This window comes from Polynucleobacter sp. HIN7 (assembly GCF_030297595.1).
In the GTDB taxonomy this organism is placed as follows: Bacteria; Pseudomonadota; Gammaproteobacteria; order Burkholderiales; family Burkholderiaceae; genus Polynucleobacter.
Map to the genome: position 1 here is coordinate 714305 of NZ_AP028138.1, position 13833 is coordinate 728137.

Below are 13833 nucleotides of genomic sequence, written 5' to 3' on the forward strand. Positions count from 1 at the left end.
CATGAAGCCGACTATTCATCGTATTCGTCAATTCTTTATCACCTTGCGCAAAGAGGGACGCTTACGGCATCGAGAAATTGCTGAAAAGCTGACTATTTCTGAGGGAGAGTTGATTGCCGCTCACGTTGGACTTGGTGCTACGGCAGCTAAAGGCTTAAGAGCAATTCGTCTGGATGCTAATTGGCCTGCGCTGATAGCCTCGATTGAGTCGATTGGGGAGGTCATGGCTCTCACCCGTAACGAAGCCTGCGTCCATGAAAAAATTGGTCAATACCGTCACGTGAGTCAGGAGGGGTCGGTAGGTCTAGTCGTGGGTGAGATTGACTTGCGGATCTTTTATCAACATTGGTTTGCTGGGTTTGCAGTCATTGAGAGTGGTTCTCAGGGGGAGCGGCGTAGCTTGCAATTCTTTGATGCGCAGGGACTGGCGATTCATAAGGTTCATCTGAAGCCACAGAGTGATGTGTCAGAATTTGACGCAATCGTTTCATTGTTTGCGACCCCTCAACAAGAGCCTGGTCTTGAGGTATCAAAGCTCAAGGCAAAGCCAACCCCAGCTCCAGATACAGAGATCGATCGCGCCGGATTCTGGCAGGCATGGAGAGATCTCAAGGATACCCATGATTTTTATCCGCTCTTACGAAAATACACACTCACACGTACTCAGGCACTTCGTTTGGCAGAGCCAGAGTTTGTTCGGGAGCTTTCTAAAGACTGCCTACGATCAATGTTGCAGGGTGTAGCACAGACTAAAACCCCCATCATGGTTTTTGTTGGCAATCCTGGAATGATTCAGATTCATTCGGGACCCATTGATCGGATTATTGAACAAGGGTCTTGGATCAATGTGATGGATCCCCGCTTTAATTTGCACCTTCGTCAGGATCTGATTGAGCGTGCCTGGATTGTTCGTAAGCCAACTGTCGATGGCATTGTTACCTCCATTGAGTTTTTTGATCAGAGCGGCGAGGCTATTGCAATGTTTTTTGGAGAGCGCAAGCCTGGTAAAGCTGAACTTACATCCTGGCGAGATCTGGTAACCCAGATTGAGGGTGAACATGGATTAATGGAGGTCTGCCAATGAGTGATCTTGGTCATACAGGGCGTCGTCGTTTTCTGTACGCAATGGCAGCCATCCCGATGGCATGGCTTGGGAAGCCGGCTTGGGCAGAGCGAACTCAAGCTACCCTAGGTCGCCAACGTCTAATTTGCATTGGATCGGCAGTTACAGAAATTGTGTATGCACTAAATGCTAGTAATTTGATTGTGGGAGTTGATACGACCTCGATTTATCCGGATGCCGCACGCACGTTACCCAGTGTTGGCTATTCAAGAACCTTATCGGCAGAGGGCGTTTTATCGCTATCCCCAACCCAAATCTTATGTACCGAGGATGCCGGACCTCCGGTAGTTATTCGCCAGATTCAAGATGCCGGGATTCCGATACGGCTTTTGCCCGCTCATCACACCTTTTACGGTGTCTGTGATCGTGTGATTGCGATTGGTCAAACAATCCATCGGCAAGCTCAAGCGGATCAATTGAAGTTCCAGTTGGAGCAGCAGTGGATCACTTTGGAGCGCGAGTTGAAAGCAAAACCCTTTGTAAATCCTGCCCCACGGGTGCTTTACATTCATTCCATGAATCCATCTCAGGTCATGGTCTCAGGTCAAGATACGAATGCCAATGCCATGATCACTTACGCTGGCTTACGAAATGCACTCTATGGATTCAAAGGCTATAAACCGCTGACCCCAGAGGCTGTTATTGCAGCCAATCCCGATTTAATTCTGGTCACAGATCAAGGACTGCAAGCGATTGGCGGACGTAGTCAGCTTGCGCACCTGCCCGGTATGGAAAGAACGAAAGCGATTATTCGTCAGAAAGTTATTTCAATGGATGCTGTTTATTTATTAGGGTTTGGTCCACGAATGCCGGATGCATTATTAACGCTTCATCGTCAGGCACGCATCTTGTTGGGATGAGACAGGCCGTCAGTCCACTTGACTACTCAGCCTGGGGTGCGAGGCTTGGGTTACTTCTTATAGGGGTAACTGCATTTCTAATCGCAGTGAACTTAGGTGCTGTGGATATTCATGGTTTGGACTGGTTGCAAGTTTTTAATCCACAGAATGGTTATGAGGGTGCCAGTTATGTGCTTTGGAACATTCGGATCCCGCGCGCCTTATTGGCCATTACGGTTGGAGCAGCACTGGGCGTTGCAGGCGCTCTCGCACAAAGCTTATTTCGTAACCCCTTAGCTGACCCTGGCCTATTGGGAGTTTCTGCGGGTGCCAGTTGCAGTGTGGCTATTGGGATTGTGATGTTGGATGGCTTTCGTTTTATCTCCCCGGAGGAGCTACGGGTCTGGGCTATCCCAGTTTTTGCATTCTTGGGCGCTATAGCGGTTTGTTTCTGCCTTGATTATGTCGCCCGTGTTATATCTCCAGGGTCGATTGCTGGTCTGCTATTAACCGGCATTGCATTGAATGCCCTAGCGGGTGCAGTGATCGGTCTATGTACCTATTTAGCCAGCGATGAACAATTGCGCAGCTTTACCTTTTGGACCCTTGGGTCTCTCGCAAGCGCACGCTGGATGATGGTCGGGGTATTGGTTGGAGCCATAGTTATCGGATGGGTCTGGATTCGAACTCTTTTACAGGATCTCAATGCCTTGACATTGGGTGAGAACATTGCAAATCATCTCGGGGTAGATGTTTCACGCCTTCGAACTAAGGTCATCGTTTTGGTTGCCACTCTTTCTGGATTAGCTGTTGCATGGTGCGGCATGATTGGCTTTATTGGTTTAATGGCACCAAACCTTGTGCGTATTTGCTTGGGGTCTGATCAAAAGAGGGTAGTTCCCTATTCCGCAGGGGTGGGGGCTATTCTGCTACTCATTGCCGACACAATTGCCAGAACCATTGCAATCCCTGCAGAGGTGCCAGTCGGTATTTTCACTGCCCTGTTAGGCGGCCCATTATTTTTGATCTTATTGCGGCAATATCGATCAAGGCTTGATTGATATGAAATTACAACTCCATCATGCCTCTTTACAGCTTGGAAAAAAACTCTTTGGGCCATTTGATTTCACGATTTGGCCAGGTGAGCGGATTGCGATCCTGGGTAAAAGCGGTGCCGGTAAGTCAACGATTATTCGACTGATTGCGCGAGAGTATCAAATTAAAAGCGGCTCAATTTTGATGAATGGCACCTCGATTGAGCAGTATTCATCGGCGCAACTAAGTCGGATACGAGGGGTCTTACCTCAGAACACTCAGATTGCCTTTGGGCTGATGACTGATCTCGTGATTGAGATAGGACGAGTGAGTGCCACTAATAAGATCAACCAAGAAACGATTGTTGTGCTTGCAGCCAAGATGGCGTGCGCAGACCATCTTTTGGGGCGTGCATTTAATACTCTGTCTGGCGGTGAGCAAGCACGAATTCATCTGGCAAGGGTATTCGCTCAGCTATGGGATATCCGCGATGGTCTGATTTTGGTCGATGAACCAGTAGCAGCACTAGACCCTGGCCTGCAGTATCAGTTGCTGGATACGATTGACCGTTTTGCGAGAGAAAGAAACCACGCGGTGCTAGCAGTTTTGCATGATATTAATCATGCCCTTGTTTTTGAGCGGTTACTCCTCATTGAGCATGGGCGCATTATTCAAGATTGTCCGGCTGATCATCATGCGCGAGCAGACCTAGAGCGTTTATATGGTATTCAGTTAGAACATCTTCAGGATAGCCAAGGGGCTAGCGTGCTGGTGCAAGTTCGATAGACTCCGTTAAGAATTGGCCGCACTCCTTACCTAATTTGGCATATGATTAACTATTGATTAAATACCAGGAGTCATGATGGCTAACAAAAAACCAGCTACACCCAGCATCAATATCGGTATTACTGATGCCAATCGCCAAAAAATTGCGCAGGGTCTCTCCAAATTTCTGGCCGATAGCTACACTCTATATTTAATGACCCATAATTTTCATTGGAATGTCACGGGACCTCACTTTAATACCTTACACACAATGTTCATGACCCAATATACCGAGCAATGGGCTGCATTGGATCTGATTGCCGAACGCATTCGGGCGCTTGGACATCATGCACCGGGAACCTATAAAGAGTTTGCAAGCTTAGCTTCGATCCGGGAGGCAGAAGGCACTCCAAAGGCAATGGAGATGGTGCGTTATTTGGTGAATGCGCAAGAGGCAACCGCGAAAACGGCTCGCAGTCTCTTTCCAGTGGTTGAGAAAGCCAATGACCAACCAACAGCAGACCTATTAACGCAACGGATTGATATACACGAGAAAACCGCTTGGATGTTACGTAGCCTGCTCGAAACCGATTAACTCGAATTTAAAAGACTCTGATGATTCATCATCTCGATCACTTGGTGCTCACTACCTCTCATGAGAAGGAGTGTATTGATTTCTATACCCGCGTTCTTGGCATGACTCTTGAATCATTTATTGGTGGCACACCACCGGTTGAGCGCAAAGCATTTAAGTTCGGTCAGCAAAAGATCAATCTTCACATCAAGGGTAAAGAATTTGAACCCAAGGCGGATCTTCCAACACCCGGTTCGTTGGATCTGTGTTTTATTGCAGATCGTCCCTTGAGAGAGGTGATTGAGCAATTGAATGCTAAAAACTGGCCGATTATCGAGGGACCGGTGGTTCGCACTGGCGCAACGACCATAATCAATTCAGTCTATGTGCGCGATCCCGACCAAAATCTAATCGAGATTAGCGAGCTACTTTAAGAGCGCGCTTTCAGGTGGCTTTCGAGTCCTTGAACCGCTCTTGAATAAAGTAATACCAATTAGCCTGGCGCTGCCAATACTCCTTCCATAGCGATCGCCAGTTCGCCTTAGGTAGGCGCATTTGTCCCTCGACATCGCCGTAGATATTCCTCGATTGCAAGCCATGCTTATCGCATAAATATCGGATCGCTTGATTTTCGATCACGCAGTGCATATAGAGAGTGCGGTATCCACGGTTTTGGGCCCAGGTGATTGCTTCACTGAGTAGCTGATCAGCAATTCCTTGGCGACGAAACTCTTTTTTCACAATCACCCCAAATTCAACTGCATCATTGAGACAGGCAATATGAATCACGCCAGCCCAATGACCATCATGATGAGCAATCAGAAAATGATGATTTGCTTTGTCCTGTTTAAATTTACCGACGAGGCGATTGATGCCCTCAGCGCTTAAGCTAATCCCAAAGTAGTTTCTAAGTGTCTGCGGATCCAAGGTTTTCAGCCACGATCCATACCGATTGATTTGGGTATTGGGCAGAAAGTGGGTAAAGACCGTCATCTTAGGACCCCATGGGGTAACTTTTTCGGTTTCTTGCGATGTACGCTAAACGAGCCTCAGACCAGGCTTCAACGATGCTTTTAAGGTATTTGATTAGGTTTTTCATATTCTATCCTCTTGTAAAGGGTTGATTTCAATAGGAATTAACTCTTTTTAAGGGTTAACCCTAAACTACTATACGCTCTTTTTCAGAATGCTGCATGACAGCAAAAAAAGAGAAATCCAAACCCATGCTCACAGATGCCAAAGGGTTGGCCATGGTTGATTGGCTAAGTTCATCACTTGTTCACCAAATGAGGAACAAATTGCAACTTGGGGTTATCAGTGCAGGGCAGTGCAAAATCAAAACTGATACCATCGAATGGTTCAATTCATTAAAAATAATAAGACCGATCGATGCCGCATGACGTTACCTTAATTGCAATTTTGGCTGGAGGCTTTGGGCTCGCTCTTGTTTTTGGGCTTGCGGTCTCTTACCTAAAGATGCCACCGTTATTAGGCTATCTAATTGCAGGTGTCGTGATTGGCCCTGCAACGCCAGGCTTTGTTGCCGACATTGGTTTATCGACTCAGCTTGCAGAAATTGGTGTGATGTTGCTAATGTTTGGGGTCGGACTTCATTTCTCAATTAATGATCTACTGGCTGTCAAAAAAATTGCGGTTCCTGGTGCGCTTTTCCAAATGGCAGTTGCCACTGCACTTGGCTATTTGGTAGCACATTACTGGGGCTGGTCCTTAATTGGCTCCATCATCTTTGGCTTAAGTCTATCGGTAGCTAGTACCGTTGTTTTACTGCGAGCCCTCGAGTCAAAGGGGCTTTTAGAGACGGTTAATGGGCAGATTGCAGTCGGCTGGTTGGTAGTTGAGGACTTGATGATGGTTCTAGCCTTAGTGTTGGTACCGGTCATGGCTGAGATTTATGGCAATGATGGATCGGCTGCACACTCCACCAGCCCTAGTGAATTACTGAGCTTAGTCGGAATAACCTTGGCCAAAGTGACTGCGTTTATTGTTTTGATGTTGGTCGTGGGCAAACGCTTGCTTCCTAAAATGCTGTGGATCGTTGCAAAGAGTGGTTCACGCGAGCTCTTTACCTTAGCGGTGATTGCAGCAGCAATCGGGATTGCTTTCTTAGCCGCAGAACTATTTGACGTCTCGTTTGCTCTGGGCGCTTTCTTTGCTGGCATGATGCTTGGTGAGTCTGAGCTCAGTAAGCGAGCAGCCGATGAGTCATTGCCTCTTCGTGATGCATTTGCGGTCTTGTTCTTTGTATCCGTCGGCATGCTCTTTAACCCCGAGATCATCTGGCAAGAGCCCATCAAATTACTGATTGTGATTGCCATCATCATGGTTGGTAAAACATTGGCGGCAATTTTGTTGGTATTGCTATTCAACTACCCCTTGGGTACTGCCTTAACGGTTGGCGTTAGTTTGGCTCAGATCGGGGAGTTCTCATTTATTCTCGCCGGCATGGGCCTTGCCATGAATCTAATTCCGAATGAGGCATACAGCTTGATCTTGGCAGGAGCAATTTTGTCGATTGCCTTTAACTCCTTCTTATTTAATGGGATCGAACCAGCCTTAGTATGGGCCAGAAAGCGCTCACATCTGGCGCGCAAGCTGGATGAGCGCCTGGACCCTCTATCATTGTTGCCCACCACCGTTAATGAATCGCTCTTGCATAAGCAAGTAGTGATTGTTGGCTATGGCCGGGTTGGTAAGAAAGTCTTTGAAAATCTCAAAGCGCAAAACATTAATTGCGTGATCGCCGAGAAAGACCGCGGTACTGTTGAAGAATTGCGCAAGCAAAACATACCAGCAGTAACTGGTGATGCAGCCGACCCCTTTGTTTTGATTCAGGCACATATCGCCCGTGCAGCAATCTTGGTCATTGCAACCAAGGATTCAATTGATATTAGTAAGATGGTGGAAACTGCGCGGACCCTTAATCCCGAGGTCAAAATCTTTATCCGGGCGCGAAGTCCTGAAGAGATCGAGCTCTATGAGAAAGAGGGCTGGGGTAAATCCTTTACACCCGAAGATGAGTTGGCAGCACGCATAGCCGGTGAGGTCATCGCGGAGATGGCAAAATAATTTATCTATTTGTTTAGTACCGAAAATAATGGACCACAAGACCTTGATGGCTAAACCCAAAAAGCCCATTTGTATTGCAGTAAGTATTGCGGCGATCTTATTGCTAGGTGCTTGTGCGGGAGGTCAGTCCAATAATAACTTTGGGAATGCTGCAACCGTGAGTGCGAGCCCCCAAATGCTATCGAATGCACAGCTGGAGTCTTTAGTTTCTCCCATTGCCTTGTATCCTGATTCACTGCTATCAATTATGTTGTTGGCCTCAACCTACCCGCTTGAGGTTGCTGAAGCCTATAACTGGCGCTCGAGCAATGCGAGTTTGCAGGGCAGTGCGCTTACAAATGCACTCAATGCTCAATCGTGGAACGATAGCGTTAAGTCATTGATTTCATTTCCTCAGGCTTTAAACATGATGGGTAAGCAATTGCAGTGGACACAAAATCTTGGAAATGCTTATAAATTGCAACCGGCAGATACGATGAAAGCCGTGCAAGTACTGCGCAAGAAAGCACAAACCGCCGGTACCTTAAAAAGCAATACCCAAATGGCCGTGAGTACTGATGCCAGCGGGAATATCATCATCGCGCCGCCCAATACACAAATTGTGTATGTACCAACCTACAACCCAACCCAGGTTTATGGTCCTTGGCCCTATCCCGATTATCCGCCATACCCAGCGTACGATCCCGCTTGGGGCGCAATGTCATTTGGTGTGGGTTTAGCGGTTGGAGGGGCTTTATGGGCAACGCCAGCTTGGTCAAGTGGCACAATTAATGTGAACAATAATGAGCAACGTCCTAACCGAGGCTTAATTGGTCCGAGCAGTATTGCCAATCAGCAACGCCTCTTAAACGATTGGAAAAATAACGCCACTCCACAAGAGCGTCAGGATGCGCGTAGTGCTGCGCAGCGCGCCGATAGTTCATTTGAGAAAAATGCTACAGCCCAAGAGAAGGCACAAGCTAGCCGTCTTGATCAAGAAGGGCGCTCCGCAATTGCAGCGGATCGAGCAAACCCCAATGCAACTCGAGAGGCCGCCCAAGAAAATGCGATGCGAGAACAGGCGCGCTTTGATGAGAATCGGGATCGTTTCGGTGGCTTCCGTGGAGGGGGCTTTGGGGGTGGTCGCATGGGTGGATTTAGGCGCTAATCATGCTATCAAGCAAAATACGATCAATGAAAACAATGAAGATACTTTTGGGATTGGTATTGGGGTATTTGGCAATCATTCCGGCAATCAGTTATGGCCAATTAAAGCCCCATGATGCGTCGACTGCTGCCATGGTGGAACTTTGCAAAGCGCGAAACGATATTGATGCTCAGAACTTTTGTTTTGGATTTGGTGAGGGGGTATATCAGGCTTATTTAGCCAGTCGCCCAGCGGGCGCAAAGCCTAATATCTGCTTTGGATCTAGCAACCACACGCGCGAGCAAGTGCTAGAGGATTTTCTGAAATGGAATCAGCAAAATCCTCAATTTAATCAAGAGCAGGCTGCCAAAACCCTGGTCCGCTTTTTTAAACAACGCTACCCCTGTAAATCGTAGCTAATTTAGGCAATCGTTATACAATCGTTTTGAGTCCCGCCGATTCTCTTTGCTGAAAGGAAAAAACATGCTCCAGATGCTGATTAATGATTCAATGAGTACCACTGACAAGATCATGAAAATCGCTGGTTTTATTGGTATGGTGGTTAGTATTACGGTTGCGTTTTACTTGATCTTCTCCGCAAGTGCCCCTGACTCCAAAACCGCTGTATTTATATTCTCTCTAGGCTCTGGTCTTGCCCTTGGTTATTTGTCATTTGCGATTAAACAAAAATCTCGAAACTAATTAAATAGAATCAATCCTTGATGGCTCCATTGCGGAGCCATTTTATTTTTAAGAGCACTCAATGAAAAATGAAACCAAAGGCATGCTGATTGGTTTCATTGGTATTTTTATATTCAGCCTGACCCTACCAGTTACCAAAATAACCGTTGAGAGTCTTAATCCCTATTTTTTGTGCTTTGCGCGCGCATTACTCGCTGGAATCTTGGCGGGGGGCTATCTAATCTATACCAAAGCACCCATTCCAGACGCGAAACAAATTCGTCAATTTGCGATTGTGGCGCTTGGCGTTGTCTTTATCTTCCCGCTATTCATTAATATCGCGATGACCACGGGTGAAGCCTCTCATGCCGGAGTTATTTTGGGAATCATGCCATTAGCTACGGTCGTTGCAGGAGTGCTACTTTTTCAAGAGCGCCCGTCCTTGGGCTTTTGGATAAGCGCTTTAACAGGCTGCTTCTTAGTTTGCACCTACGCATATTTAAATAGTGAAGGGAGATTTCGGTACACCGATTTCTTATTATTAATTGCTTGTGCAGCCAATGGAATTGCCTATGCGATTGGTGGCAACTTGTCGCGTACGATGAATGCTAAACAAGTGATTTCATGGACCTTAGTTCTCTCGTTGCCGATCAACTTCATTGGAAGCGTTTTCACTTTCCAAGAGTCTTACTTAGTAGCGAGTGCCAGTATCTGGATTAGCTTTTTATACCTCGGGATCTTTTCAATGTTTATTGGATTCTTTTTTTGGTATGGCGGTATGGCGATTGGCGGAATCTCACGCGTGAGTCAGGTTCAATTATTGCAACCCTTTTGTACCTTACTAGCCTCTGCTATTTTGGTCTCCGAGCCCATTACATTGATGAACATCCTATTTGCTGGTCTGGTGATTACGACGGTCATGATCGGGCGCCAGATGTTGGTCCGTCGGGGACCGGCTGTCTAATTGGATTGGCGGATAAATGGATTCAGATTATGAAATTAACCGCAGAATCAAGCCAGTAAAGGGTCTGATGGCGGTCAAGATCCCAAAAAAATGCGGGATTATCCCTAGAGTAATCCCCTTGTGTTCATGGGATCTGTGTTGCAAACTCTAATCGTTATCAGTTGCAATTCACTAGGTAATTGGTAATAAAGATTTAGGAGACTTCTATTTTGGGCTGCTGATGCAGTCCATTTTTGTAAAGTTTATTAATTGTTTGTTTAAAGGAAAAATATGAATAAAGCTGAACTCGTAGAAAAAATTGCTGATGATGCTGAACTTTCAAAAGCTAGTGCAGAGCGTGCTCTGAACTCTGCGATTGAAAATATTATCAAAGCAGTAACGAAAGGTGACTCTGTTCAGTTAGTTGGTTTTGGAACCTTTAGCCAAGGTAAGCGCTCAGCACGTACTGGTCGCAATCCAAAGACTGGTGAAGCAATTAAGATTGCTGCATCTAAGACCGCAAAGTTCTCTGCTGGTAAGGCGTTCAAAGACGCTGTTAACAAGCGCAAGTAATACCAATTAGGTATTTCCAAAAAGCCGCCCACGAGGCGGTTTTTTGTTGCTACGCAGCATTTATGACTGATTAAACACTTGTGTTTCGGAATCAAAGGACTAGAATCCAAGAATGCTTCAATACATCGGCAAAAGATTTGTCCATTGCTTTGTTATTGCCTCCATCATTTTTGGATGCTCGGTGCAGGCTGCCACACCATCATTTAAAGAAGATTTAGATGATTTTGAAGAAATTTATCTCCTATCCAATCAACATTCTGCCCCCGCTGTTCTTGATGCGCCAGTAATTCTTTGGCAAAACGAAGATCTCTCACAAACTGTATTGACAGCCCATGGCGCAGTTGATGATTTTGAAAAACTTATACTTAAAACAAATCCCGCATTTATTCTGCAACATTTAGAGTATTCTCTTTGCTCCGTTCGACCAGTTCTTTTTGAACGGCAAACACCAAACTTTCACCAGGCCCGAGCACCCCCAATCATCATTTGATGAATATTTTTTTGGGGTAGAAGCAATTTCTACGTTGTATCAACCCTTGCTTGGGGTTCATCGGTGTATTTTATTAGACTGTCAATCAGTTTTTTTGTCCTTTCTTTTAGTATTGGGCTTGCTCATGCGCAAAATCCAAATCGCGCTATGGATTTGCGGCAATTGTGGTCGGAGTTGCGACTTAATAATCCACAGCTAACTGCGCTTCGAGAGAATTATTTAGCAGCAAAAGCGACTGTACCGCAGATTGCGGCGCCATCGAATCCCCAGTTAGGACTTGTATGGTCTGGAATTCCCCCCAATACGCCATTGGGGTTAGGAAACGCTGGTAATGTAGGGCCTACAAATAATTCAATTTCATTTGCACAGCCTTTCCAGTTCCCTGGAAAAAAGAGCCTAGCCTCCGAAATTGCCGATAATTCAGCCGAGTCATTATTGGCTCAAAGCGAATTAAATTACCTTCAGCTTGGGGCACAACTATCAACCCTGTATTACAACGCATTATCTGCTCAAAAGCAGCTACAAATATCTAAAGAGATGGTGGCGCGTTTAGAGTTAATTAAAAACGTATCACGTTCACGCTATGCAAATAATTCTGCAGCATATGTTGAGTATCTAAATACTCAAGTTGCTCAGAGCGCAGCAATGGCAGAGCAATTTAATCTAGAGAAGCAGTTGCAACTGGCATATCGTAGTATCAATCAACTTATTGGGCGGGATCCGAGAGAAAAAATTGCTTTATCAGGAGATATTCAGCAAGCACTTCGTTCTGTACCTACATTAATTGAGTTAGAGAACTATGCTGAAACCAGTCATCCCTTGTTGCGAAGCTCCCAATTGGATCTTGATGCTGCCCGAAAGGGTGTCAGCTTAGCTAAAAAAGCATACTTACCTGACTTTCAAATTATCGGATCTTCTTACACTCCAAGAGGCCCATTTGCATCAAATAATGGTGCACTATTTTATCAATTTGAATTTGATATCGTGATTCCATTGTATTTTTTCATGAAAGAAAAATACGGTGTTGAGCAGGCAATTCGTAAGCAGTCAGCAGTCGAGGCAACAAACATTGCAAATCGTCAGCAAATTATCTTGGGCGTGGCTAATGCCTATACAGTATTTGAGCAAACTAAAAATCGAATGCAATTTATACGCGACAGTCAATTACCCCAGGCTGATGCTGCCTATAAGGTTGCCCTTACACAATATTCAAATAATGGCCAGGGATTTAATGATTTACTAACAGCCCAAAATCAACTGAGACATATTCAAAACCAATTAACGGTCACCGAAAGTGATTTATTGCAAGCTTTTGCAGTCTTGATGGTCTCTGCTGGCCGGGAGCCCTTTTAGGAATTCTATGAAACATCATTTCAACCCCAAATTGCTTAACTTTTTGAATGGGATCTTTGTAATTATTAAGCAACGATTACAAATTATTTCAGATGCTTATTGGCAATTAAGCCCAAATCAACGATACCGTATTCGTTTAGCCTCATTTGCATTTGCAATTTTAGTTATTGGATTTATTGGAGGTCGCCTGACAACCGTTCATCGGGTTGTTAAAACTGAGCAGCAAGAAAAAGAGATGGTGGTTGATAAATCCGGAATGATTTCATTAACAATGGCCGGAGTGGAACTAAATTCTGAAATTTATCAATTTGAGAAAGTATCCATCCAGTCTGTTCCTCAAGAAATCAGAGTTCCTGGGCGATTAATTTTTAATGCTGAAAAAGGAAAATTATTAAGCGCTCGAGTGCCCGGGCGGGTCGAGCGAATTTTTACATTTGAAGGATCACCAATTGATATTGGTAGCCCAATCATTGAGCTTTATAGCCCCGAATTTAATTCTGCTCAACAAGAATTTTTATTAACATACCAAACAGTGAAAATCCTCAGTGAATCTAATTCATTGACTAATCTGTTGGCCGATGCAAGGATTACTCAGGAAGCGGCAGCCAATCGACTTCGAAATTTAGGGTTTGCTGATTCTGATATCAAATTATTGGAGAAAACAGGCAAATCTAATCCGAATTTGTTATTGCGCTCACCGTTGAAGGGGGTTGTTGTAAAGCGCAATGTGGAACCCGGTTCAATTGTGAACAGTGGAGATCCCTTAGTTTTCTTAGCGGATCCCAAAGCTCTTTGGTTTGCCGGTAATATTTTTGAGCAAGATGCGCGTCTAATCGAAAGAGGTCAGCAGATTCGAGTTTCACTTGAGGCATTTCCAAACCGAGAAATTAATGCAAAGGTGAATTATGTTGCTCCAACAGTAGATGCCCAATCGCGAGGTATTTTAATTCGCGCAGATATTGATAATTCTGATGGTAGTTTGCGTCCTGATATGTATGCAAACGGTAAATTACAGATTGGTACGATGCAGGCAATTGTGGTCCCGCAAGCTGCTATTGTGCGTGACAAAGAGATGCTATATGCCTTTGTTCGCACGTCACCCGATAACTATCGCCGCCTCGTGGTTAAGGGGTTTGATTTTGATGGTAAGCGTTTTGCGATCACGGACGGTGTTGAGCCAAATAGTGAAATTCTGATTAAAGGTGCTGTACTACTTAATGAGCGATTTATAAAACAGGAGTAGT

General features: G+C 45.3%; 17 protein-coding genes. 16 read left to right on the top strand and 1 reads right to left on the bottom strand.

The features are described 5' to 3' along the window. Position 1: 1 nt before the first annotated feature. From QUE64_RS03755 to QUE64_RS03780, 6 genes are all read left to right on the top strand, one after another. On the top strand, positions 2–1084 hold the full coding sequence (locus tag QUE64_RS03755) for a hemin-degrading factor (protein WP_286225975.1): 1083 nt from the start codon (positions 2–4) through the stop codon (positions 1082–1084). Further along, on the top strand, positions 1081–1983 hold the full coding sequence (locus QUE64_RS03760) for a heme/hemin ABC transporter substrate-binding protein (RefSeq protein ID WP_286225976.1): 903 nt from the start codon (positions 1081–1083) through the stop codon (positions 1981–1983). Before QUE64_RS03755 ends, QUE64_RS03760 begins: the two co-directional genes overlap by 4 nt. Beyond that, positions 1980–3023 carry a FecCD family ABC transporter permease gene (locus QUE64_RS03765; RefSeq protein ID WP_286225977.1) on the top strand — a complete coding sequence of 348 codons (1044 nt, stop codon included), beginning with the start codon at positions 1980–1982 and terminating at the stop codon, positions 3021–3023. Before QUE64_RS03760 ends, QUE64_RS03765 begins: the two co-directional genes overlap by 4 nt. Before the next feature lies 1 nt (position 3024). After that, on the top strand, positions 3025–3783 hold the full coding sequence (locus tag QUE64_RS03770) for an ATP-binding cassette domain-containing protein (RefSeq protein ID WP_286225978.1): 759 nt from the start codon (positions 3025–3027) through the stop codon (positions 3781–3783). Positions 3784–3859: 76 nt separating this feature from the next. Continuing rightward, positions 3860–4357: a Dps family protein gene (locus QUE64_RS03775; RefSeq protein WP_286224496.1), complete on the top strand. Its 498-nt coding sequence runs from the start codon at positions 3860–3862 to the stop codon at positions 4355–4357. A 20-nt stretch (positions 4358–4377) separates the two neighbouring features. Beyond that, positions 4378–4770 (top strand): VOC family protein, encoded by a 393-nt coding sequence (locus tag QUE64_RS03780; protein WP_286225979.1) that lies wholly within the window; start codon positions 4378–4380, stop codon positions 4768–4770. Positions 4771–4780: 10 nt separating this feature from the next. Here the strand turns inward: QUE64_RS03780 and QUE64_RS03785 are convergent, their stop codons facing one another. Next, positions 4781–5329: a GNAT family N-acetyltransferase gene (locus tag QUE64_RS03785; protein ID WP_286225981.1), complete on the bottom strand. Its 549-nt coding sequence runs from the start codon at positions 5327–5329 to the stop codon at positions 4781–4783. A gap of 200 nt (positions 5330–5529) precedes the next feature. On the opposite strand from QUE64_RS03785, the gene QUE64_RS03790 reads away from it, so the two are divergent. The 10 genes from QUE64_RS03790 to QUE64_RS03835 all read left to right on the top strand — a co-directional run bounded on the left by QUE64_RS03790 (position 5530) and on the right by QUE64_RS03835 (position 13832). Next, on the top strand, positions 5530–5736 hold the full coding sequence (locus tag QUE64_RS03790) for a hypothetical protein (protein WP_286225982.1): 207 nt from the start codon (positions 5530–5532) through the stop codon (positions 5734–5736). Continuing rightward, positions 5726–7423: a cation:proton antiporter domain-containing protein gene (locus QUE64_RS03795; RefSeq protein WP_286224499.1), complete on the top strand. Its 1698-nt coding sequence runs from the start codon at positions 5726–5728 to the stop codon at positions 7421–7423. Before QUE64_RS03790 ends, QUE64_RS03795 begins: the two co-directional genes overlap by 11 nt. 46 nt (positions 7424–7469) lie before the next feature. Next, on the top strand, positions 7470–8570 hold the full coding sequence (locus tag QUE64_RS03800; protein ID WP_286225983.1) for a DUF3300 domain-containing protein: 1101 nt from the start codon (positions 7470–7472) through the stop codon (positions 8568–8570). A gap of 35 nt (positions 8571–8605) precedes the next feature. Continuing rightward, a complete protein-coding gene (locus QUE64_RS03805; RefSeq protein WP_286225984.1) occupies positions 8606–8965 on the top strand; it encodes a Rap1a/Tai family immunity protein in 360 nt (119 codons plus the stop codon). A gap of 94 nt (positions 8966–9059) precedes the next feature. Further along, positions 9060–9251, top strand: coding sequence for a hypothetical protein (locus QUE64_RS03810; protein WP_286224502.1), 192 nt, complete (start codon positions 9060–9062; stop codon positions 9249–9251). Positions 9252–9312: 61 nt separating this feature from the next. Next, complete coding sequence (locus QUE64_RS03815; protein ID WP_286225985.1) at positions 9313–10194, top strand: DMT family transporter; 882 nt, start codon at positions 9313–9315, stop codon at positions 10192–10194. 270 nt (positions 10195–10464) lie between these two features. Beyond that, positions 10465–10746, top strand: a complete 282-nt coding sequence (locus QUE64_RS03820; protein ID WP_108508243.1) for an HU family DNA-binding protein — start codon at positions 10465–10467, stop codon at positions 10744–10746. 112 nt (positions 10747–10858) lie between these two features. Continuing rightward, positions 10859–11236 (top strand): hypothetical protein, encoded by a 378-nt coding sequence (locus QUE64_RS03825; protein ID WP_286225986.1) that lies wholly within the window; start codon positions 10859–10861, stop codon positions 11234–11236. Between the two features lie 147 nt (positions 11237–11383). Continuing rightward, complete coding sequence (locus tag QUE64_RS03830) at positions 11384–12589, top strand: TolC family protein (RefSeq protein ID WP_286225987.1); 1206 nt, start codon at positions 11384–11386, stop codon at positions 12587–12589. A gap of 7 nt (positions 12590–12596) precedes the next feature. Then, on the top strand, positions 12597–13832 hold the full coding sequence (locus QUE64_RS03835; protein WP_286225988.1) for an efflux RND transporter periplasmic adaptor subunit: 1236 nt from the start codon (positions 12597–12599) through the stop codon (positions 13830–13832). Position 13833: the final 1 nt, after the last annotated feature.

Coding starts and splice junctions, on each gene's coding strand:
- QUE64_RS03835 (WP_286225988.1), top strand. CDS start 12,597: ATGAAACATCATTTCAACCCCAAATTGCTTAACTTTTTGAATGGGATC.
- QUE64_RS03780 (WP_286225979.1), top strand. CDS start 4,378: ATGATTCATCATCTCGATCACTTGGTGCTCACTACCTCTCATGAGAAG.
- QUE64_RS03825 (WP_286225986.1), top strand. CDS start 10,859: ATGCTTCAATACATCGGCAAAAGATTTGTCCATTGCTTTGTTATTGCC.
- QUE64_RS03760 (WP_286225976.1), top strand. CDS start 1,081: ATGAGTGATCTTGGTCATACAGGGCGTCGTCGTTTTCTGTACGCAATG.
- QUE64_RS03785 (WP_286225981.1), bottom strand. CDS start 5,329: ATGACGGTCTTTACCCACTTTCTGCCCAATACCCAAATCAATCGGTAT.
- QUE64_RS03810 (WP_286224502.1), top strand. CDS start 9,060: ATGAGTACCACTGACAAGATCATGAAAATCGCTGGTTTTATTGGTATG.
- QUE64_RS03820 (WP_108508243.1), top strand. CDS start 10,465: ATGAATAAAGCTGAACTCGTAGAAAAAATTGCTGATGATGCTGAACTT.
- QUE64_RS03805 (WP_286225984.1), top strand. CDS start 8,606: ATGAAGATACTTTTGGGATTGGTATTGGGGTATTTGGCAATCATTCCG.
- QUE64_RS03790 (WP_286225982.1), top strand. CDS start 5,530: ATGACAGCAAAAAAAGAGAAATCCAAACCCATGCTCACAGATGCCAAA.
- QUE64_RS03795 (WP_286224499.1), top strand. CDS start 5,726: ATGCCGCATGACGTTACCTTAATTGCAATTTTGGCTGGAGGCTTTGGG.
- QUE64_RS03765 (WP_286225977.1), top strand. CDS start 1,980: ATGAGACAGGCCGTCAGTCCACTTGACTACTCAGCCTGGGGTGCGAGG.
- QUE64_RS03775 (WP_286224496.1), top strand. CDS start 3,860: ATGGCTAACAAAAAACCAGCTACACCCAGCATCAATATCGGTATTACT.
- QUE64_RS03770 (WP_286225978.1), top strand. CDS start 3,025: ATGAAATTACAACTCCATCATGCCTCTTTACAGCTTGGAAAAAAACTC.
- QUE64_RS03830 (WP_286225987.1), top strand. CDS start 11,384: ATGGATTTGCGGCAATTGTGGTCGGAGTTGCGACTTAATAATCCACAG.
- QUE64_RS03755 (WP_286225975.1), top strand. CDS start 2: ATGAAGCCGACTATTCATCGTATTCGTCAATTCTTTATCACCTTGCGC.
- QUE64_RS03800 (WP_286225983.1), top strand. CDS start 7,470: ATGGCTAAACCCAAAAAGCCCATTTGTATTGCAGTAAGTATTGCGGCG.
- QUE64_RS03815 (WP_286225985.1), top strand. CDS start 9,313: ATGAAAAATGAAACCAAAGGCATGCTGATTGGTTTCATTGGTATTTTT.